Origin of the sequence: Kutzneria sp. NPDC051319, from assembly GCF_040682195.1 — a bacterium.
In the GTDB taxonomy this organism is placed as follows: Bacteria; Actinomycetota; Actinomycetes; order Mycobacteriales; family Pseudonocardiaceae; genus Kutzneria.
This window is the reverse complement of the sequence record NZ_JBFBAM010000085.1, coordinates 16,175-37,338: the sequence shown is the minus strand read 5'-3', so window position 1 is coordinate 37,338 and position 21,164 is coordinate 16,175. Positions and strand designations below refer to the sequence as shown.

Genomic DNA, 21,164 nt, shown 5'->3' with positions numbered 1-21,164 from the left:
GGTGGCGAAAGCCACCGGGCCGCGGTGCTGTCTGTCTCAGGTCAGAAGGCCGCCGGCACGACGTAGCTGGCGAGCTGGTCGGCCAGCTGACGGCGGTCCTGCGGGTGCCGGGTCCGGGCCGGCGGCTGGCCGGGCACGCTGGTCATGGTGTCGGAGACGAACCGGGCCACGACCCACGGCGGCGGGGCGGGATCGTCGCCGCCGAGGCGGGACACGACGACCGGCGACTCGGTGGGCGTGGTCTCCATCTGCACGGACCAGCCGTCCAGCTCGCTCCACACCAGCATGAAGTCCCGAGGCCCCCGCGTGGTCAGCCCGACGTACGCGGTGGCGGTGTCGCTGACCTCACACGAGGTGCCGGCCGCGGGCACGCCCACGGCGCGGGCGACGGCCCGAAGGTAGGCGTTGAGCCCGACCGTGAGCGCGGCGGAGACGTCCTCGCGGGCGCTGTCGTCGTCGAGGCCGAGCATTTCGAGCAGGGTGCCGCGGTCGTCGGCGTCGAGGCAGTGGTCGGCGACGGTGCGGGCGGCGAGGGCCTGCTGGGTTCGCATCGCCTGCTGGGCGTCCGAGTGGACCTTGGACATCCGGGCGCCGTCACCACTGGGCACGCGGTCCGACGTCATGTCGGCGCTCCCGTCTTCGGCCCCGTTGCTGCGGCCGATCACATAGCCGGGGGCCGACACCGGCTGAGGCGCTGGCGTGCGAGGTGCTCCCGACCCGGTCAACGTACCTCAGTTCCCGCCTCACTGACCCTGGCCCGCCACCGGGAACGGCCAGGGATTGGGCTGGCAGACCTTGCCGTCGCGGGGCACGACGATGCCCTGTGGGTTCTGGGTGGTGAGGTCGGCGAGGTCGTTGTTCGCGGTGGACAGTGTCTGCTGCATCATCACCGGCGCCAGCCCGCCGTTGTCGGCGCACGGCAGGTGGTTGCCGCCGAAGAAGTGCCCGACCTCGTGGTTCACGGCGTACTGCTGGTACAGCAGGATGTTGCCCTGGAACGCCACCGCGCCGCGCTCCCAGCGGGCGTCGTTGAGGTAGACGTTGTCGTCGAGGCGGCAGGACGTGTCGTACGGGATGTCGAAGCCGCACACCTTGGGATCACGGGTGGTCTGCTGCGACGCCAGCCGGACGTGCAGGTCGGCCTTCCCCGAGTCGACGCGCTTCAGCGAGATCTGGCCGCCGCCGATCCAGCTCTTGGGGTTGGACAGGGTGTTCTGCACGGTCTCGGCGAACAACGCGTCGCCGCCGACCGGCTGGAAACCGTCCTCGACCTCGATGGTGTACGTCGTGAGCTTGCCCTTGCCGATCTGGGCCGAGGTGCCGGGCACGACGTGGAAGGTGCCCTTGCCGACCGCGGGAATGGGCCCGCCGTCGGGCAGCTGGGCCGACGCCAGCTGCTTGGCGAACTTGGCCCCGGGCGGGGCCTCGCCGATGGACACGGGCGTCGACGCGCCGGCGACCACCGGCGTCGGTGTCGGCTCGGCCGGCGGCTGCTCCTTCAGCACCCGGAAGCCCGTGATCGCGGTCAGGGCGATGACCAGCGGAAACGCGTACACCAGCCAGCCCGCCCCGACCTTCTTGCGCGCGGGGCGGGGCGGCTGCGCGGGCGCGGCCAGGGGCTGGACCGCGCGCCTCGAGTTCTGCCGGGCCTGCCGTAGTCGGCCACCGGCCGTCAGTCGCGCCATGGTGCTTACTACGCGCGAGTAGGCATTTGGGTTTGCTCAGATGTTGACCAGTTCCAGATCGCGGCCGGTCGTGCGCGGACCGAACAGGCCCACGTCGAAGGCCACGACGATCATGGCGGCGGCCACCACCGAGAACAGCACGGCCGAGTTGGTGGCGTGCAGCAGCGGCACCAGCACGAACGGCATGGCGGCGCTGGACAGACGGGACAGCGCGTAGGTCGAGCCGGCGGCGGTGGAACGCAGCCCGGTCGGGAAGATCTCCGCCTGGTAGACGTGGAAGGCGTTGCTGAAGACGTTGCTCACGGCCGTGTACAGGAAGCCGAAACCCAGGATCAGCGCCTCCGACGAGGCGAAGCCGAAGGCCACGCCGCACACCGCCATGCCGAGGCCGGCGGCGATCACCAGGTGCTTGCGCTCGACCCGCTCGATGATCGGCAGCGACAGCGCCGCCCCGACCGGGTAGCCGATGAACGTGATGCCGCTGAACAGCAGCGACTGCACGATCGGATAGCCCTTGGCCGCCAGCACGGTCGGCACCAGCGTGCCGAAGCCGTAGTAGCCGAACGTCTGGAGCAGGTGGAACACGGCCATCATCAGCGTGCGCCTGCGGTACGGCGGCCGCAGCAGCGCCCCGACCGAGGCGGTGGTGTTGGGCGTCTCGTCGGCCGCCGGCTCCGGCAGGTCGCCGCCGGCCTCGGCCTCGAACCGGGCGACGATCTTCTCCGCCTCCTCGCGCCGTCCCACCGATTCCAGCCAGCGCGGCGACTCCGGCAGCCCGGTCCGCAGCAGGAAGACGACCACGGCGCCGGCCGCGCCGATCACGAACAGCCAGCGCCACGCGTCCGGGTTCAGCGGCACCAGCCCGGCGGCCAGGAAACCGACCGCCGGCACGCCCAGGAACGACAGCGTGTAGGCGATTCCCGTGTACAGGCCCCGTTTTTTCGGCGGCAACAGGTCGCCGAGGTACGCGTCCGACACCGCCGGCTCGGCCCCGATGCCCACGCCGGCGAAGAAGCGGCTGGCCATCAGCGTCCACGGCCCGATGCTGAACGCGCCCAGCAGCGAGAACACCGAGTAGATGCCCAGGCTGAGCAGGAACGCCCGCCGGCGCCCGATCCGGTCGGCCAACCGTCCCAACAGGATCGCGCCGACGAACATGCCGATGAACGTCGAGGCCAGCACGAGCGGCAGGATCGCCTTGTCCAGATGGAACTGCGCCACCAGCACTCCGGCCAGCGTGCCGGCCAGGAAGATCTCGTAGATGTCGAAGAACAGGCCGAGGCCCACCGCGACCGTGGCCAGCCGGTGCGACCGCGTGATGGGCAGCCGGTTCATTCTCGCCGCAACAGACACGCGAGCAACCTAGTGCAGCGGCGCGACCGCTGTGCGTCACCTGGCCAGCAGTGCCCGCAGCGTGTTCGCGGTGCCGGTGGATTCGAGCTCTTCGGCCAGCTCCTTGGTCAGGGTGTCCTGGTCGCCGGTCAGCCGGGCCTCGTTGACGAACACGCCCGCCCCGGGCACGGTCGCGCCCAGCTCCACGAGCACGGGTCGCAGGTGCAGGTCGACGGACAGGGCGTGCTTGTCCGACGCGGCGACCTGGAGCGGCACCGCCACGACGCCCTTGAGCGCGCCGCCGGGGAGCTGGTCGAGCACCGCCTTGAGCAGGCCGGTGTAGCTCGCCTTGTACGTCGGCGACGCCACCACGAGCACATTCGTGGCGGCCAGCGCCTCCAAGGCCGCCTTCACTGCGGTCGCGCCCGGCGTGAACACCTGCTCCGCCAGCTCGGCGGCATCGACGACCGGGCCGGCCGTGGCGTCGCCGACAACACGGTGCACGGCGTCGCGCAGCGCGAGGGCCGCGTTGAGGGTGCGGGAGGCGGGACGGGGGTTGCCGACGAGCACGCCGCTGGTGATGGACATGTCCCGAGCATCCTCATCCGGCCGGGCCGCCCGCAAGCGTTCCCATCATGTGGTGTGATCAGGCCCGTGAGCCGGGCCGTCGAGGACACCAACCGCCGCATGCTGCGGGCCCGGGACACCATGGACCGGCACTACGCCGAGCCGCTGGACGTGCCGGCGCTGGCCCGCGTCGCGCACGTGTCGGAGGCGCACTTCATCCGCACCTTCCGGGCCACCTTCGGCGAGACGCCGCACCGCTACCTCCAGCGGCGCCGGGTGGAGCGGGCGATGTTCCTGCTCCGCTCGTGCGATCGCAGCGTCACGGACATCTGCCTGGAGGTGGGGTTCACCAGCCTCGGCACGTTCAGCCGCACCTTCCGGGACATCGTCGGCGAGACTCCGTCGGCCTGCCGGGCCCGCGGGCCGCTCGCACCCGTGCCCACCTGCTTCGCCATGTCCTGGATGCGGCCCCACGACTGAGCAGTTTTGGATAAGCGATCGCCCGGGGGCCGGCACTAGCGTCTGAGTCATGTTCAACTCGCTGACCATTTCCCAGATCTTCGTGCTCGACCAGGACCAGGCGCTCGACTTCTACGTCGGCAAGCTGGGGCTGGAGGTCAACACCGACGCCGACCTCGGCTTCATGCGGTGGCTGACGATCAACGTGCCGGGCCAGAAGGACCGGGAGATCCTGCTGGAGCGCCCCGGCGCGCCCCGCATGGACGAGGCCACCGCGGCCCAGGTGCGCGAGCTGCTCACCAAGGGCGCCATGGCCGGCACCCTGTTCTTCACCACCGACGACTGCCAGAAGACGTACGAGACGCTGCTGGCCAAGGGCGTCGAGTTCACCGACGCGCCGACCAAGCGTGACTACGGCATCGACTGCGGCCTGCGCGACCCCTTCGGCAACGCCATCCGTTTCAGCCAGCCCCTTGGCTGACGGCGCCCCCATGCAGGGAAGGACGCCTTACCCTCGTTGACCGCGGGTAAGGCGTCCTTCCCTGCATCACCGGGTCACTTCAGGGGTGGGTCGAGGGAGGTTACCCCGGGGCGGATCGGCCAGTTGTCGCCCAGCGCCGGCACCGGCGTCCTGGCGATGGCCGCGCCGGCCGCCTTGTCGCCGGCCTGGTCCTTCGCGGCGTGGAAGATGTCCACCGCGATCGACTGGTCGAACACGTTGATCTGCTGGTACGGCCACACGCTCTGGCCCTTCTCGGCCGCCGGGATCAGGAAGTCCACGGCCTTGAGCAGGTTGCCGCCGCTGGGGCTGGTGTAGTGCCACAGGTCGATGCCGAGGTTGTGGCCGATCTCGGCCAGCCGGCCCAGCGCCACCAGGTTGAAGTTGGCGTAGTGCCACGACATCGTGCGCGACAGCTCCAGCGGCTGGCTGCCGTCGGGCTTGATCTGCTTGTCGATCCGGTTCAGCTTCACCGACTCGACGATGCTGCGGGCCAGCTTGGTGTTGCCGATGTAGACGGCCATCGCGGCGTTCTGCTGGTCGATGAAGCTGCCGTGGTTGTTGGTGGCGGCCAGTTCCAGCTTGGCCTGCGGGCTGGTCTGCATCCACGTCAGGAACTTGCCGAACCAGGCCTTCAGACCGGTGGAGTCCTGGCCCTTCCAGCCCGGCGCGCCCGACTCGAGCACGGTGACTGCGTCCAGCACCTGGGTCAGGCTCTGCGAGGAGTCGATGATGCCGGTGCCGGAGATCTTGGTGCTGCACGGGATGATCTGCGCGAAGTTCAGGTTCGGGTTCATCGCCGTGGCCGGGTTCAGGAACCACGTGCGGATGTCCAGCTCGGCCCGCGCCGCGTACTTCGGGTCGCCGCTGTAGTACCAGGCCAGCGCCAGGTCGCGGATCGCGTCCCACGCCACCATGCGGTAGGTGTGGTCGGTGATCGCGTCGGCCTCGGGATTGCGCTGGCCGTCCTTGTTGACGTACGGGCAGCCCTGCGGGTTGTCCGGCGTCTTGGTGCCGGCCCACCAGTACGGGGCCTGGCTCATGTAGTCGTGCTTGTCGCCGCTGGGCGGGGTCTGTGGCTTGTCCGTCACCGACCACGGGCCGGTCTTCAGGTCCGCGTCGGCCGTCTTGATCAGCGCGGCGTACGCGGTGCGGGTCGCCTTGGACGCGGTGCCCGTCACGAGCTGGATCTTCACGGAGGCCAGGGCGTGGCCGTCCATCACCACGGTGTGCGGGGTCTTCACAGAGGCTGCGTCGTGGGTCAACGGGGCCAGTATCAGGCCCACCGTCGTCACCAGCGCCGCACCGAGCTGTCCGATCACCTATCCACGTCCTCACGAGGAAGGAGCCGCGCTCGTGCTCGGGGACGAGTCGAGGCGGCAGGGCGGTGGCGGTCGGCAGTGCTTTTCTACGCGCGGGGAAGCGCCCAGGTCAACGGGTCGGAAGAGGTTTCCGGTTTGTCCTGGGCCGCATGGCTGACGTGACCGGCGCCCATGATCGGCCGCACGGCGGTGCGTGAGGACGGCGCCGCGGCCGATGTTCACATTTGTGGACATGACAACGATGTCATCGCGAAAGGGTGAACACGATGTCGTTATCCCCGACGCTGGCTCTGGCCGCGCTGGCGACCCTGTCGATTCAACTCGGGCCGATTCCTGCTACACCCGCGGTGCCGGCGCAGCCGGCACTGGTGGCCGACCCTGCATCCGTGGTCAACACCTTCATCGGCACGAGCAACGCCGCCGATGACTTCCCGGGCGCTGACGTGCCGTTCGGCATGGTCCAGTGGAGCCCGGACACGCCGAGCCGCCCGGACGGCGGCGGTTACGAGTACAACGACTCCTCGATCACCGGCTTCAGCCTCACCCACATCGCCGGCCCCGGCTGCGGCGCCATGGGTGACGTGCCGTTCCTGCCGACGACCGGCGCGGTCAACGGCTCCGCCACGGCTGCCTTCTCGCATGCCAATGAGCAGGCCGACGCCGGCTACTACAAGGTCAAACTCAACTCCGGCATCACCACGGAGCTGACCACCACGACCAGATCCGGCATGGGGCGCTTCACGTTCCCCGCGACCAAGCAGGCCAACCTGCTGATCAAGCTGGCCGGCAGCCAGACCTCGGTCAGCAACACGACCGTCGCGGCGGTCAGCAACACCGAGATCGTCGGGTCGGTCACGACCGGGCACTTCTGCGGCGCGAGCCCCACCTACACCGTGTACTTCGCCGCCAAGTTCGACCAGCCCTTCACCACCAGCGGCGGTTTCGCCGCCGCGTCCGGCCCCGCACCGGACACCACTCGCCCGGGCGCGCCCGCCCAGCCGCAGACCGCCACCCCGCAGCTGGCCGGGCCGTCCGGCGAGTACCTGACCTTCGACACCACCGCCAACCAGGTCGTGCAGGCCAAGGTCGGCGTCTCGTACGTGTCGACGGCCAACGCCCAGGGCAATCGGGACACCGAGAACGCCCAGTGGAACTTCGACGCCGTGCACCAGGCCGCCCATACGGCGTGGAACAGCATGCTGGGCCGCATCGCCATTGCCGGCGGCACCGCCACCCAGCAGCAGACGTTCTATTCGGCGCTGTACCACTCGCTGCTGCATCCGAACGTGTTCTCGGATGTGAACGGGCAGTACATCGGTTTCGACAACAAGGTGCACAGCGTGGCCGCTGGGCACGCCCAGTACGCCAATTTCTCCGGCTGGGACATCTATCGATCCCAGGCTCAGCTGTCGGCTCTGCTGGCGCCCGACAAGGCCAGCGACATCGCCCAGTCCATGGTCAACGACTATTCGCAGAGCGGCATGCTGCCCAAGTGGTCGTTGAACAACGGCGAGACGTACGTGATGGTCGGTGACCCCGGCACCGCCATTCTCGCCGACTACTACGCCTTCGGCGCCCGCAATTTCGACACCTCCACGGCCTTGAGCGCCATGGTGCACGAGGCGTCCGTGCAGAACAACATCCGCCCTGGTCAGAACTACCTGACCACTCCCGGCTACCTGCCGGCCGACGGCCAGTGGAACTGCTGCAACTTCTACGGCCCCGTGTCGACGCAACTGGAGTACGACACCGCCGACTTCGCTTTGTCTTCATTCGCCGGCGCCCTGGGTGACTCCGCCAACCAGACTCGATTCGCCAACCGTGCCCAGGAATGGGCCAACGTGTTCAACCCCTCCAGCAAGTTCATGCAGCCCCGGCAGGCCGACGGCTCGTGGACCGGCGGATTCAACGCCGCCAGCGGCAGCAACTTCGTCGAGGGCACCTCCTGGCAGTACACCGGCATGGTTCCGTTCAACGTCCACGGCCTGGCCACTGCCTTCGGCGGAAACGCGGCGTACATCTCGTATCTGAACAGCGTGCTGTCCGGTTTCAACGGCGCCGGCGGCAGCAAGTCCGATCTCGGCAACGAGCCCAGCATCGAGCTGCCCTGGGAGTACGACTACGTGGGGCAGCCGTATCGCACGCAGCAGGTGATCCGGCAGGTCCAGGACCAGATCTGGACCGACAAGCCCAACGGCCTGGCCGGCAACGACGACCTGGGCACCATGAGCGCCTGGTATGTGTGGTCGGCGCTGGGCATGTTCCCGGAGACCCCGGGCACCGCCGACCTGGCGTTGGGCAGCCCGATGTTCACGCAGGCCGTCATCACGCTGCCCGGCGGGCACGCGCTGACCGTCGACGCGCCGCAGGCCGCCGACAACGCGCCGTACGTGCAGTCCTTGTCCCTCAATGGATCCACGTGGAACAACGCGTTTCTCCCACCGTCAATCGTCAACACCGGTGGGACGCTTGACTACGTGCTCGGCACCACCGCCAACACCTCGTGGGCCGCGTCCTCCCCGCCGCCGTCGTATCCCGGCACCGGGGCCCCTTACGTCAAAACCGGGCCGATCACCTCGGCGCTGGCCGGCAAGTGCGTCGACGACAACCACAGTGGTGTCGGCAACAACACCGCGATCCAGCTGTACGACTGCAACAGCTCCAACGCCCAGCGGTGGGCCGCTCCCGGCGACGGCAGCCTCCAGGTGATGGGCAAGTGCATGGACGTGGTGAATTCCGGCACCGCCAACGGCGTCAAGGTGCAGCTCTACGACTGCAACGGCTCCGGGGCCCAGCAGTGGCAGGTCAAGGGCGCCGCCCTGGTCAACCCGCAGTCCGGGCGGTGCCTGGACGACCCCAACAGCACCACCACCAACGGCACCCAGCTGCAGATCTACGACTGCAACAACTCCAACGCCCAGTCCTGGACCTTGTCCTAGCCGATCACCCCCGTGAGCCGCCCGGCGTGGGTGGCTCGCGGGGGTGAGTCCGGGTCTCGGTTTTGCGCTGTTCGGCCTACCACTCGTGCCCCGGCGATACAGTGGCTGCGTGGACGGTGTCGGCGCGCTGGTGATCGGCCTGCTCTCTGGACTGCACAGCGCGTTCGGACTGCGGGTCTGCAATGGTGACTGGCTGCTGACGACCGCGCTGGCCGGTGGGTTGTTCGCGTTGGCCCCGATCGCCGCGGCCATGTTCGTGGCCCTGATCCGCAAGGTCAGCGGCAACAGCTACCACCCCGGCATGGTGATCCTGTTCACGGCGATCGGCGTCGTCGGCAACCTGTTGCTGCCGCTCTCCGCCTTCAACGGAGCCACCGTGGCGTTGCAGAACCCGGGTCAGTTGGACGGCGGCAACACCCTCGGCGAGAGCTTCTGCTACGTGCTGTCCAGCCAGAACGACCTGCTCGCCGGCTCCATGCGGGCCGCTCGGGCCATCACCAGCTCCGAGAGCGGGCCGGTGCGCTGGCTGGCCATCGCCTCGTTGATCATCGTGCCGGCCTTCGTGCTGTTCTGGATCACCCGGCAGGCCAAGAACGCCTTCCGCGGCGGCGCCCGGTGGCCCGCCCGGCTGTTCTACGCGCCGTTCGTCATCTTCATCTTCTCCACCTTCAGCCTGCCCGCCGGCGTCGTCGGCATGCTGTGGCTCGGCTTCCTGCCCGTCAGCGCCGTCGGTGTCCTGGCCGTGAAGCTGCTCGGCACGCCCAGCGACGGGGTGCTGCATCCGTCCTCGCCGGCCGACAAGGCTTTGAGCGAGCAGCGCCCCGTGCCGCCTTCTCTGCCTCCCGCCTCACCGGTCAAGCCGGCGGCCAAGCCTCAGACGCAGGCCCCCATGCCCCGCCAAAATCCGGCGACGGCCACCGCCATGCCTCGGCAGAACCCGCCCACGCAGATGTACTCGCAGTCTTCCCCGCCTGTTGGCCCCCCGCCGCGTCCTCAGGTTCGGCCTCCTCTGCCTCCCCCCACCCGTGTCCAACCCGCCGGTCCTTCTCTGGCCAGCGGCTTGGCCATGACCCCCGGCCCTCTCCCGTGGGCCACCCCTCCCGCTCCCGACCCCGACAAGACCGTCTTCAATCCCTTGGACGCCCCGACGAAGTTCGACAGCACCGGCGACTCCTTCGGCGGTCGCTTCCGCCGTATCCGTCAGCTCGGCGCCGGCGGGTTCGGCAAGGTGTGGCTGGCCATGGATTCCAACCTGAACCGCCAGGTCGCCATCAAGATCGCCCACACTTCGGATGCCGACACCCAGGAGCGCATGTACCGCGAGGCCCGGGCCCTGGCCGCCGTTCGTCATGAGAACTGTGTGCACGTGTACGACATTCTCGAGGAGGACGACGGCATCGCCATCGTCATGGAGTATGTCGAGGGTTTCTCGTTGGCCCAGGCCATGCAGCGCAACGGTCTGCTCGACGACGTCGCCGCCGCCCGCCTGTGGTCCACCCTCGCCGGTGCCCTGTCCGCCGCCCATGAGAAGTCCGTCCTGCACCGGGACCTCAAGCCCTCCAACGTCATCATCGATCCCGAGGGCATTCCCCACCTCATCGACTTCGGCCTCGCCCGTCGCCGTGGCGACAGCACTCTCACCGCCACCGGCATGATGATGGGCACCCCCGACTACCTGGCCCCCGAGGTCGCCCGCGGCGAGACCGCCAGCCCCGCCTCCGACGCCTGGCAGCTCGCCGCCACCGTCAGCTACGCCCTCACCGGCCACCCCCCTCGCGGCACCCGTGAGAACCCCATGGCGGCACTGCTCGCCGGCGCCAACGCCGAGCCCAACACCAAGCTGCCCGAGCGTTCCGTGCACCGCCGGCTGTTGATGGCCTCCCTCGACAAGGAAGCCGGACACCGTCCCACTCTCGGGCGGGTGCAGCAGCAGTTGGACGGCTGGCTGGCGAACTCCGGGGTGTCGCAGCGGGGTCCCGTGACCACCGTGACCCGCCGCATGTGACTGGCTGGATCTGACTGCCGGTTTTGGCCGCGGGTTGTCTGGTGGTGGACGTGCGCGGCGGCGGACGTGAGCACGGTTCGGGTGGCAAGGCCGCGATGTCACGGAGGGCCGTCAAGTACACGGTTGGCCGTCGTGGTCGCGGCAGGGCATGGCGGACAGGACGTCGGGGAAGACGGTGGCCAGGCGGGTGGCTCAGGCGACGCGGTAGGCGGCGTTGACGGGAACAGTTGTCAGGCCGTGCCGATCTCGACGGGGCCCATTCGTCGGTGGCGAGTTCGGCGATGAGGCTGTGGGCGTGAGAAGGGAATCTCACGCCCACACGGGCTTCAGGGAAGCAACAAGTCGGTCAACAGGCGCTCCAAGATGTCGATGCCGTGCTCGGTGAGCACCGACTCGGGGTGGAACTGGGTGGAGGCGAAGCCGGGGGAGCGCAAGGCATGCACCTCACCGGTGGCGGGGTCGGCGCACACGTCGACACCGGGAACGACGCCGGTGGCGACGAAGGTGCTGTAGAAGCCGACACGCTGGGGCTGGCCGAACAGGTCGATGGAACGTTGCATGCCCTGGTACGGCTGGGACTTGCGGATGAGGGGGAAGCCGAGCAGCGAGGAGAGAACCTGGTGCCCGAGGCAGATGGCCAACAACGGGGTGCCGGACTCCAACACGTCCAGGATGATGCGGCGCAGGGCGGCGATCTTGGGGGAGGTGTGCTCGCGAGGGTCGCCGGGGCCGGGACCGGCGATGACGAGGTCGTGGCCGGCGAACACGGGAGAAGAGTCATGGGAGACGACGGTGACGGAGAAACCCAAGGACTGTAGGAGATGCGACAGCATGGCGGTGAAGGTGTCCTCGCCGTCGACGACCAGGGCCCGCAGGCCGGAGAAGGGGCCGACGGAGGAGTCCCGGTGGTCCAACCAGAAGCGGGCGAGGCGGTCGTTGCGGGCGGCCAAGGCGGACAGGACCTGGACGTCGTCGGCGAAGGAAACACCACCACTGTCCGGAGTGGACCGACCGTGCAGGGCGGACAGGATGCCGGCGGCCTTGGCGTAGGTCTCGGCGATCTCGTTCTCGGGCACGGAATCGCGGACGAGGGTGGCGCCGACGGAGACGGCCAACGAGCCGGACGGGGAGATCTCGGCGGTGCGGATCAAGATGGGGGCGTCGAGGGAAGAGCCGTGGGGGCCGATGAGGGCCAACACGCCGGCGTAGTAGCCACGGCCACGCTGCTCGTAGCGGGCGATGACCCGGCAGGCGTTCTCCAGCGGACTGCCGGTGACGGTGGGGGCGAACATGGTCTCGCGAAGGACATCCCGAACGTCCACAGTGGTCTCACCGGCCAGCAGGTACTCGGTGTGGGTCAGCCGGGACATCTCCTTCAGGTACGGCCCGAGCACCCGGCCGCCACGGGCGGCGACGCGGGCCATCATCTTCAGCTCCTCGTCGACGACCATGTACAGCTCGTCGGTTTCCTTGCTGTCGGCCAGGAACGCCAACAGCTCGGCACGATCGGACTGGCCGGAAGGGTGGCGGTAGGTGCCGCTGATGGGGTTCATCATGGCGATGCCGTCGGCCACGGAGACGTGCCGCTCGGGAGTGGCGCCGACGAAGGTGCTGGCGCCGGTGTGCACGAGGAACGTCCAGTAGGCCCCACGCTCGGAAGCCAACAACCGGCGGAAGACGGCCAGGGCGACGGCGGGCGTGTAGGACGGAATCGTTGCGGTGTAGGTCCGTTTGATGACGAAGTTGGCCCCGGCGCCCTGCCCGATCTCCTCGGCGAGCACCTTGCGCACGATCTCGCCGTAGGCCTCGTCGTCCACGTCGAAGCCGGCGTCGACCAGGTCGAAGGGGACGTCCTCGATCCGGGCCAACACGTCGGACAAGCTGACGGTCTCCCGTTCACGGACCAGCAGAGCCAGCAAGGGCGCGCCGTCGTCGACGCACTCGAAGCCACGCTCGGCGATCTGACGGTAGGGCACGATCGCCAGGACTTCCTTGTCGGACAAAGGAATTTCAGCCAACGACGCCACCTCGACGACGTCGCCGACGAGCACGTCGACGGTGTCGGGACGGCGGCGCAGCAACGCATAGGCGGTGGCAGAGGTGATCCGGTCGAGCAACATGGTCGGGCTCCTGGGAAAGGGGCCGTCACAACCGAAGCCGGGCAAACAAAATGGCCGCCTCGGATGAGACGGCCACGGGATGCGCGTGGGAGTGGGCCGCCTACCGGGCGGGCCACCAGTTCATGTTCTGACGCGCGGACACGGGCACAACGTACTACAGCCACCCGCGCCGACGGAAGGACCACCACAGCGCCACCGAAGCGACCACGATCACCAGCGAGGACACCCAGAAGCCCCACTCGGTGTTGATGCCGGGATAGGTGACGTTCTGGCCGTAGAAGCCGGTGATCAGCGTGGGCACGGCGATGATCGCGGCCCAGCTGGTGACCTTCTTCATGATCACGTTGAGCTGGTTGCTCTGCACGGTCAGCTCGGTCTCCCGCAGGGTGGCGGCGAGGTCACGGAGCGCATCGATGCGGCCGGCGGCCTTCAGCACGTGGTCCTGGACGTCGCCGAAGTACGGGCGCATGGTGCGGTCGACCAGGTGCGAGCCGTGCCGCAGGACGCCCTCCAGGACCTCCCGCATGGGCCCGGCGACCTTGCGCAGGGCCATGAGACTGCGGCGCAGGCGGTACGAGTGGCGTTGGAGGGGCTGGAGGTCGACCCGCTCGGCGAACAGGGCCTCCTCGATCTGCTCGATCCGCTCGTCCAGCAGCTGCACGGCGTCGACGTGGCTGTCCACGATGAAGTCGAGCAGCCCGTGCAGCAGGAAGGCCACGCCGCTCTTGGCCAGGTCGGCGTTGGTGTCCCAGCGGTCGACGACCTTGTTGATGTCGAAATGGGGATCCTTGCGCACGGTGACCAGCGCCGAGGGCGTGATGAACACGGAGATCTCGCTGGTGCTGAGCTTCTCCGTGTCCGGATCGACCGAGGCGAGGTAGGCCGACATGAACAGGTGCGACTCGTAGTGGTCCAGCTTGGGCCGCTGGTGCTCGGAGATGGCGTCCTCGACGGCCAGCCGGTGCAGGCCCAGCTCCTCGCTGATGACAGTCAGATCCGATTCGTCCGGTTCGCACATGTCGAGCCACATGGTCACCCCTGGTTCGGCCAGGTGGTCGGAGATCTCCGCGGGGTTGAAGTCCTCGGACGAGAGGACGCCGTTACGGTAGAGCCGGGTGCGAGCCATGGCTGTCAGGCTAACGGCCCGCCTCCGCCGCCCAACGCCGTTGAACGGGAAGGACCTGGCGTGCCGATCGAACCCCTGCTGCCCTCCACGGAGCGCGCCCTGCTGCACCGCGTCGCCGTCGAGCAGTCCGCCAAGCGCGCGCCCTCGCTGGTCGCGGCGGTGGTCCGGGACGGGCAGATCGCGTGGAGCGGCGGCCGCGGCCGGGTCACGGGCGAAGTGCCCGGCGTGGACACGCAGTACCGGATCGGCTCGATCACGAAGACCTTCGTCGCCGCGCTGGTGATGCGCCTGCGCGACGAGGGCAAGGTGGAGCTGAACGCCCCGTACGACAAGTACGTGCCGGGCACGGCCTTCGGCGACGTGACCGTGGCTCAGCTGCTGGCCCACGCCAGCGGCATCACGGCGGAGTCACCGGGCCAGTGGTGGGAGCGGACGCCGGGCGTGGAGTGGCCGGAGATGGCGGAGCGGGTCGGCGCGGAGGAGCTCAAGCACCGGCCGGGCCGCCGGTTCCACTACTCCAACCTGGGGTACGGCGCCCTCGGCGAGCTGGTGGCCCGCCAGCGCGGCATGAGCTGGCTGGACGCGGCCCGCATTGAGCTGCTGCAGCCGCTGGGCATGACCCGCACGACGCCGATGCCGGAGAAGCCGCACGCCGACGGCCTGGCCGTGCACCCGTGGGCCGACGTGCTGCTGCCGGAGCCGTCGCACGACGCGGTGTCGATGGCCCCGGCCGGCCAGCTGTGGTCGACGCTGACCGACCTGTCCCGCTGGGCCCGCGTCATCGCCGGCGACACGGGCGGCGTGCTGCGCCCGGACACCGTGGCCGAGATGCGCGAGCCGGCCGTCGTCGAGGACGGCGAGCAGTGGACCGGCGGCTACGGCCTCGGCTTCCAGCTGGCCCGCAACCGCAACCGCCGGCTGGCCGGGCACACCGGCTCGATGCCGGGCTTCCTGGCCACGGTCTGGGCGCACCCCGAGACCGGCACCGCCGCCATCGCCATGACCAACACGACCACCGGCGTCGACGTGCCGGCGCTGGTCGCGGACCTGATCGACATCATCTCCACGCTGGAGCCGTCGATCCCGGCCGAGTGGGCGCCGCTGCCCGAGGTGGACCAGGACCTACTGGCCCTGAGCGGAACCTGGTACTGGGGCCCGGCGCCGCGGGCGCTGCGGCTGTCACACGACGGCTGGATCAGCTTCACGGCGCTGTCCGGCGTCGGCGGGCGCGCGTCCCGGTTCCGGCCGACCGGCAAGGACACCTGGATCGGCCTCGACGGCTACTACGCGGGCGAGACGCTGCGGGTGGTGCGCCGTGAGGACGGCTCGGTCAGCCACCTCGACCTGGCCACGTTCATCTTCAGCCGGGAGCCGTACGAGACCGCGGCCGAGATTCCCGGCGGAGTGGACCCGAACGGGTGGCAGGCGCTGTAAACTGCCGCTCGATCGTTTCGACTTTAGGGGTGGAGAAGACGTGCTTCTGATCTGGGGTTTCCGCAGATACGTGCAGCAGCTGCTGATGACCATGCTGGTGTGCAACAACTGTCACAATCCGGCGGCGCACGCGCTGCGCAAGTTCACCACCAAGTTCACGTTCTTCTTCATCCCGCTGTTCCCGGTCAGCAACCGCTACCAGTTGCAGTGCACGTACTGCGGCAACGTCAGCGAGCTGTCCAAGGAGCAGTCGCTGGCCCTGGTGGCCCAGAACGAGACCGCCGCGCAGCAGCCGGCCGCCCAGCAGCTGCCGCAGAACCTGGGCTGAGACAGCCGCTTCATGCAGGGAAGGACGCCTTACCCTCGTTCAACGAGGGTAAGGCGTCCTTCCCTGCATAACGGGGTCACTTCACGTACTGGGCGATGACCTTGGTCATGACCTTGTCCAGGTCGTGCAGCTTGCTGATGTCGGGCACCGCGTCCTGGTTGCTGCCGCGCGGGGTGCTGGCCTGGATCAGCCCGGCGATCATGCCCAGCTGGTCGAGGTCGTCGTGCGGCGACACGTACACGTCGTACTCGTCGTAGGCCGGGCGCCCGGGCTTGGTGGTGTGGATCGTGTTGGTGAAGGCCTTGGCCGCCTTGCCGGACACGGACATGGTCTTCACGTTGGAGAACAGGTCGGGGCGGGCCCCGTACTTGCCCGGCGCGTACTTGGTGGCCACGTCGATGGTGATGGTCAGCGAGTGCGTCGGCTCCACGAAGAAGCAGTGCTGGCCCCACACCACGGGCCTGAAGGCGTCGCCGAACACCTCCTTCACCGCGTCAGCGGCGATGGCGCAGCCGATGGACGGCTGGGAATCGGTGCTGGGGAACCATTCCGCGAACGAGGCCGGCAGCGTGAACGGCTGGTACGGCGCGCAGTTGCCGTCGTTCTGGGGGAAGTCGATGCACGCGCCGACGGCGTCGGTGTCGGGCTCGTCGGGCTTGAACAGCAAGGGCCGCTGCGGTTTGGCGTTGCTGGGCGGCGCGCCGGCCAGCGCCTTCTGGATCTTCACGGCCAGCGCGGTCGCGTTGTCGCAGCCCTTCAGCTTCACCTCGACGGTGACGGTGCCGTACAGCTTGTCCGGCGAGCCGGACGGCCCGAGGCCCCACTCGATGTAGCAGCTGGTGCTCATGTCGGAGACATTGGCGGTCTTGTCGCCCACCTGACGAGGCGTGCGGTTGGCGCCGGCCAGCGGATCCGAGTCGTACTTGACTTCCACCTGCCCCAGCTCGGTCAGCTTGCCCTTGCCGTCGTCCTGGCTGGCCGAGCAGCTGTCGTACGGCGAGCGCGCGGAATCCATGTCCAGCTTGACCTTCTTGACGTCCAGGTCCGGCAGCGCCGCGGTCAGCAGCGAGCAGCCGTCCCAGTTGCCCATCGGCCGCGAGGCCGGCATGGCGACGGCGTCGGGGTTGCCGAGCTTGCCGATCACGCCGGCGGCGGCCGCCTTGGCCTGGTCACAGGAATTGGTCTTGGACTCGTAGCCGGGCTTGTCCCGGAGCTCGACCGACAGGAAGAAACTGACCGGGATGTCGACGGAGCACTCCGGGCGCCCGCTGAACGTGAGGTCGTCCACGTACGCCTTGGCGCCGGCGATGGTGACCGGCAGCTCGTGGTACTTGGCGGCGAAGCTGGTGTTCTTGCCGACCATCACCTCGACGGCGTCGCCGAGGACCGGGTCCGCGGTGAACGTGCAGGCGTGCGCGGCCACGGGGAACGGCCGCGCGTTGCCCGGCAGGCCGGCGGCGGCCATGGCCGGACCGTCCATCAGCGCGCAGGCGTCGAGCAGCCGCAGGGCATTCAGCACCGCGTCGCCGTCACGGTCCGGCGGCCCCTTGACCTTGCTCTGCGCGCCGAGAATCGGCTCCGCCTGGCCCCCGACAGCGCTGGCACATCCGCCCAGAGTCAGCACCGCCACCGCGGCGGCGACCCCCCGAATCCACGACATGGATCGGACCCTAACACCGGACTTGTCCTATGTGGCCGGTTCCAGGAACTGGGCCACCAGATCGGGGACGGCCTCGTCGGCGAAGGCCAGTGCCTGGCTCGTGCCGGCATCGGTCACGTGGTATCCGCCACGTCCGGCCGCGGTGGTGGCGACCAGCGTGACCAGCCCGGATCGACGCTGCCAGTACGAGGCGTGCACCCGCCAGCCGATGATGCCGTCGGACCGCAGCGCCACCGTCTCCCGCACCAACGAGCCGGACCGCGACACGAGGTAGCCGTGGGTCAGGGTGTGCCCGAGGCTGCGGTACCGGTCGTGGCCCAGCCAAGCGGAGAACGGTGTCAGCACAACAAAAACGATCCACACCCAGAACGGCAGGAGGTCCAGCTCGTACCCGATCCACGCCGCCAGGGCCAGCGCCAGCACGGTGGTCACGGCCCGCGTGAGCCGGCGTCGCAGCGCCGCGCGGGGGTGAGGCGTGAGGGCGGCGGTGGTCGGATCCTGCGGCTCTCGCAACACCTTTGCCGCCACGAGGTGCGCCTCGGCGACCGGGGCCGCGGGCAGCAGCAGGCCGCCGCCGCGCTCGTCGCCACGGCCGGTGCGCAGGCCGCTCACCACGGCGGTGGCGCGCCCGCCGCCGACCATGCGTAGCGGCAGCGTCTCCTTCACCTCGACGCCGCGCAGCCGTGCCTCCTCGATCGACACGGAGCGGGTGTTGAGCAGGCCGTGCCGGATGTGCAGGGTGCCGCTCTGCTCGCGGGTCACGGAGAAGTTCCAGTACGACAGGATGTAGCCCAGCACCGAGGCGATGGTCGCGACCAGCAGCAGCACGATGACCGCCGCCGGGATCAGCACCCACGGCGACTCGGTGCCGACCAGGTCCAGCCCGTCGTGCAGCAGGGTGATGTCGTCCGGCCGGATGTGCAGGTCGTTGGCGAAGTGCCAGACCGCGCCGAACGCCGCCGCCACGACGGCGATGCCGGACAGCGTGAACGGGGCGTACCAGGTCCAGCGCCGGTCCACCCGGACCAGCTCGGTCGCCGCCGGCACACTGTCCACAGCGGACTGCTCGGGCGCGGCGGCGGCGGTGTTCTTGGTCAGCAACAGGGTTCGCAGCCGCTCGGCCTCGGCCTTGGTGATGGCGTCCAGGACCAGCTCGTCGTCCTTGCCCTTGTCCTGACGACCCGTGCCGATCTTCAACGCGCTCAGCCCGACCAGGCGGTGCTGCCACTCCGAGGTGATGTCGACGGTGCGGATCCGGTCCCGCGGCACCGCCCGCGTCTTCCGGTTGAACAGACCCGAGCGCAGCTCGACCTGCTCATCGGTGATGCGGTAGCGGGCCGTGGCCCAGTGCGTGACGCCGCGGGCGATCAGCACGCCCACGCCGACCAGGCTCAGCCACTGCCACCAGCTGTGCGCGCCGGCCACGAACACCACGACCAGCGGGACCGCGGCCCGCACGATCTCCTTGAGCGGGCTGACGATCACCATCAACCCGTTGAGCCGCAACCACTCCGGCGGCTCGTTGAGCGGCGGGGCGGGCGCGATGTCCACCTGGTGCTCGCTCACGTCGCGTCGCCCTTGCTGGCCTCGGTGGCCGCGGTCAGCTCGTCCACCAGCCCACGGGCCACGTCCAGGTCGAGGCCGTGGATGTGCAGCGGGCCGGCGGCGGACGCGGTCGTCACGGTGACCTTGGCCAGCCCGAACAGCTGCTCCCACGGCCCGCGCTCGGTGTCGACGGTCTGGATCCGGCTCAGCGGCGCGACCCGCCACTCCTGGTCGATCCAGCCGGACTGGGTGTAGACGGCGGTCGGCGTGACCTCCCAGCGGTGCACCCGGTACCGCCAGCTCGGCATCACCGCCAGGTGGATGAGCGCCAGCACCGCCGTCACCACGATGACCGCGGTCAGCCACGTCCCGGGCGGGTCGTCCGGCAACACCTTCAACAGGACCTCGCCGACCAGCAGCACGATCCATCCCGGCAGCGCCCGCACGGTCCAGTACGGAACGGCCTTTCGGCTGATCCGCTGCCGTGGCGCCCGCAGCCGCACCCCCGTCGTCTCACTCACGTCCACGAGCAAACCATGCCCCACCGACCGGCCGTTCACCCGGGACAGATGTCACGTTCGTCCCCGTGACCGGCGGCTCCCCTGGGTGAGCGCTTCGTCACTCTGCTACAAACGGCGTAATCCGCGGCCGAGAGGACGACATGTCGCACACCCCGGAGGCCGTTGCCGTCGACGACGGCGACGCCGGCTACCACAAGGGCCTGAAGAGCCGTCAGGTTCAGATGATCGCCATGGGCGGGGCCATCGGCACCGGCCTGTTCCTGGGGGCCAGCGGCCGCCTGGTGACCGCGGGCCCGTCGCTGGCCATCGTCTACGCCGTCGCCGGCGTGTTCGCGTTCTTCGTGGTGCGGGCCATGGGCGAGCTGGTCATGCACCGTCCCAGCTCGGGCTCGTTCGTCTCGTACTCGCGGGAGTTCCTCGGCGAGCGCTCGGCGTTCTTCGTCGGCTGGATGTACTTCCTGAACTGGGCGTGCAGCGGCGTCGCCGACGTGACCGCGGCCGCCAAGTACGTGCAGTTCTTCTGGCCGACCGTGCCGCAGTGGATCCCGGCCCTGTGCGCGCTGCTGCTCGTGCTCGCGGTGAACATGGTGTCGGTGACCCTGTTCGGGGAGCTGGAGTTCTGGTTCGCCGCGATCAAGGTGCTGGCCCTGGTGGTGTTCATGGTGATCGCCATCTTCGTGCTGGTCTCCCGCACGCCGGTCAACGGCAACGTCACCGGGCCGCAGCTGATCGTGGAGCAGGGCGGCTTCTTCCCGCACGGGCTGCTGCCGGCGGTGCTGATCCTGCAGGGCGTGGTGTTCGCCTACGCCGCCATCGAGATGGTCGGGGTGGCCGCGGGCGAGACGGCCGAGCCGCGCAAGGTGATCCCCAAGGCCGTGAACTCCGTCGGCTGGCGCATCGCGATCTTCTACGTGGGCTCGGTGCTGCTGCTGGTGATGCTCATGCCGTCCAGCTCGTACGACAAGAACGTGAGCCCCTTCGTCACGTTCCTGTCCTCGCTCGGCGTGCCCGGCGCCGCCGGCATCATGGACATCGTCGTGCTGACCGCCGCCCTGTCCAGCGTCAACTCGGGGCTGTACTCCACCGGCCGGATCCTGCGCTCGCTGTCCACGGCCGGCTCCGCGCCGAAGTTCCTGGGTGTGATGAGCCGGGGCGGCGTGCCGTACGGGGGCGTGCTGCTGACCGCCTGCGTGTACGTGCTGGGCGTGGTGCTCAACCTGTTCGTGCCGGGGGAGTCGTTCGAGATCGCCCTGAACTTCTCCGCGCTGGGCATTCTGAGCATGTGGTCGATGATCATGATCTGCAACCTGGCGCTGCAGCGGAAGGCCCGGCGCGGGGAGATCGAGCGGCCGGCCTACCGGCTGCCGTGGGCCCCGTTCACCAACTACGCCACCCTGGTCTTCCTGGTGCTCGTGCTGGCGCTGAGCTACTTCGACGTGCCGGCCGGCCGGATCATGATCTACAGCATCCCGGCCGTGGTGCTGCTGCTGGTGCTGGGCTGGTTCGCCGTGCGCAAGCGGGTCCGGGCCATGGCCGCCACCGCGCCTCCCGGGCACCTGCCCTGACCTCCCCGCCCAGCCACACCCAGTAACCCCTCCGATCTTTCTGGCGTTTGGAAGGGA

The 21,164-nt window shown here is 69.2% G+C and carries 17 protein-coding genes; 7 read left to right on the top strand and 10 right to left on the bottom strand.

Translation table 11 applies throughout. From position 1 onward, the window contains the following. Positions 1 to 41: 41 nt before the first annotated feature. The 4 genes from AB0M73_RS43550 to AB0M73_RS43535 all read right to left on the bottom strand — a co-directional run bounded on the left by AB0M73_RS43550 (position 42) and on the right by AB0M73_RS43535 (position 3,605). Positions 42 to 623, bottom strand: coding sequence for a DUF6292 family protein (locus tag AB0M73_RS43550; RefSeq protein WP_363904766.1), 582 nt, complete (start codon positions 621 to 623; stop codon positions 42 to 44). A 120-nt stretch (positions 624 to 743) separates the two neighbouring features. Next, entirely contained in the window at positions 744 to 1,685 is a 942-nt protein-coding gene (locus AB0M73_RS43545; protein WP_363904763.1) for a DUF3152 domain-containing protein, read from the bottom strand. Between the two features lie 36 nt (positions 1,686 to 1,721). After that, positions 1,722 to 3,038 (bottom strand): MFS transporter, encoded by a 1,317-nt coding sequence (locus AB0M73_RS43540; protein WP_363904761.1) that lies wholly within the window; start codon positions 3,036 to 3,038, stop codon positions 1,722 to 1,724. 36 nt (positions 3,039 to 3,074) lie between these two features. Beyond that, on the bottom strand, positions 3,075 to 3,605 hold the full coding sequence (locus tag AB0M73_RS43535; protein ID WP_363904758.1) for an NAD(P)H-dependent oxidoreductase: 531 nt from the start codon (positions 3,603 to 3,605) through the stop codon (positions 3,075 to 3,077). Positions 3,606 to 3,704: 99 nt separating this feature from the next. Here AB0M73_RS43535 and AB0M73_RS43530 point away from each other — a divergent pair, with 99 nt between their 5' ends. Together AB0M73_RS43530 and AB0M73_RS43525 are read left to right on the top strand one after the other, a co-directional pair. Beyond that, positions 3,705 to 4,064, top strand: coding sequence for an AraC family transcriptional regulator (locus tag AB0M73_RS43530; protein WP_198047770.1), 360 nt, complete (start codon positions 3,705 to 3,707; stop codon positions 4,062 to 4,064). 49 nt (positions 4,065 to 4,113) lie between these two features. After that, the gene (locus AB0M73_RS43525) at positions 4,114 to 4,524 is read left to right on the top strand and encodes a VOC family protein (protein WP_363904754.1); all 411 of its coding nucleotides are present in this window, start codon (positions 4,114 to 4,116) and stop codon (positions 4,522 to 4,524) included. 74 nt (positions 4,525 to 4,598) lie between these two features. On the opposite strand, the gene AB0M73_RS43520 is transcribed toward AB0M73_RS43525, so the two are convergent. Beyond that, a complete protein-coding gene (locus AB0M73_RS43520) occupies positions 4,599 to 5,864 on the bottom strand; it encodes an alginate lyase family protein (protein WP_363904751.1) in 1,266 nt (421 codons plus the stop codon). Between the two features lie 266 nt (positions 5,865 to 6,130). On the opposite strand from AB0M73_RS43520, the gene AB0M73_RS43515 reads away from it, so the two are divergent. Both AB0M73_RS43515 and AB0M73_RS43510 read left to right on the top strand, forming a co-directional pair. After that, positions 6,131 to 8,803 (top strand): lectin, encoded by a 2,673-nt coding sequence (locus AB0M73_RS43515; protein WP_363904748.1) that lies wholly within the window; start codon positions 6,131 to 6,133, stop codon positions 8,801 to 8,803. Between the two features lie 109 nt (positions 8,804 to 8,912). Beyond that, entirely contained in the window at positions 8,913 to 10,808 is a 1,896-nt protein-coding gene (locus tag AB0M73_RS43510) for a protein kinase (protein ID WP_363904745.1), read from the top strand. 326 nt (positions 10,809 to 11,134) lie between these two features. On the opposite strand, the gene AB0M73_RS43505 is transcribed toward AB0M73_RS43510, so the two are convergent. Together AB0M73_RS43505 and AB0M73_RS43500 are read right to left on the bottom strand one after the other, a co-directional pair. Continuing rightward, the gene (locus AB0M73_RS43505) at positions 11,135 to 12,928 is read right to left on the bottom strand and encodes an anthranilate synthase family protein (RefSeq protein ID WP_363904742.1); all 1,794 of its coding nucleotides are present in this window, start codon (positions 12,926 to 12,928) and stop codon (positions 11,135 to 11,137) included. A gap of 154 nt (positions 12,929 to 13,082) precedes the next feature. Next, entirely contained in the window at positions 13,083 to 14,054 is a 972-nt protein-coding gene (locus AB0M73_RS43500; protein WP_363904739.1) for a magnesium transporter CorA family protein, read from the bottom strand. 66 nt (positions 14,055 to 14,120) lie between these two features. Here AB0M73_RS43500 and AB0M73_RS43495 point away from each other — a divergent pair, with 66 nt between their 5' ends. Together AB0M73_RS43495 and AB0M73_RS43490 are read left to right on the top strand one after the other, a co-directional pair. Then, positions 14,121 to 15,488, top strand: a complete 1,368-nt coding sequence (locus AB0M73_RS43495; protein ID WP_363904769.1) for a serine hydrolase domain-containing protein — start codon at positions 14,121 to 14,123, stop codon at positions 15,486 to 15,488. Positions 15,489 to 15,528: 40 nt separating this feature from the next. Next, on the top strand, positions 15,529 to 15,816 hold the full coding sequence (locus AB0M73_RS43490; RefSeq protein ID WP_043717505.1) for a zinc-ribbon domain-containing protein: 288 nt from the start codon (positions 15,529 to 15,531) through the stop codon (positions 15,814 to 15,816). Positions 15,817 to 15,892: 76 nt separating this feature from the next. On the opposite strand, the gene AB0M73_RS43485 is transcribed toward AB0M73_RS43490, so the two are convergent. From AB0M73_RS43485 to AB0M73_RS43475, 3 genes are read right to left on the bottom strand one after another with little or no spacing between them, the layout of a single operon-like run. After that, positions 15,893 to 17,476, bottom strand: a complete 1,584-nt coding sequence (locus AB0M73_RS43485) for a DUF3558 family protein (protein WP_363904736.1) — start codon at positions 17,474 to 17,476, stop codon at positions 15,893 to 15,895. Positions 17,477 to 17,503: 27 nt separating this feature from the next. Then, positions 17,504 to 19,042 carry a PH domain-containing protein gene (locus AB0M73_RS43480; protein ID WP_363904733.1) on the bottom strand — a complete coding sequence of 513 codons (1,539 nt, stop codon included), beginning with the start codon at positions 19,040 to 19,042 and terminating at the stop codon, positions 17,504 to 17,506. Further along, positions 19,039 to 19,542 (bottom strand): PH domain-containing protein, encoded by a 504-nt coding sequence (locus tag AB0M73_RS43475; protein ID WP_363904730.1) that lies wholly within the window; start codon positions 19,540 to 19,542, stop codon positions 19,039 to 19,041. The genes AB0M73_RS43480 and AB0M73_RS43475 overlap by 4 nt, the downstream gene beginning before the upstream one ends. A gap of 140 nt (positions 19,543 to 19,682) precedes the next feature. On the opposite strand from AB0M73_RS43475, the gene AB0M73_RS43470 reads away from it, so the two are divergent. Then, positions 19,683 to 21,107: an amino acid permease gene (locus AB0M73_RS43470; RefSeq protein WP_363904727.1), complete on the top strand. Its 1,425-nt coding sequence runs from the start codon at positions 19,683 to 19,685 to the stop codon at positions 21,105 to 21,107. Positions 21,108 to 21,164 lie beyond the last annotated feature (57 nt).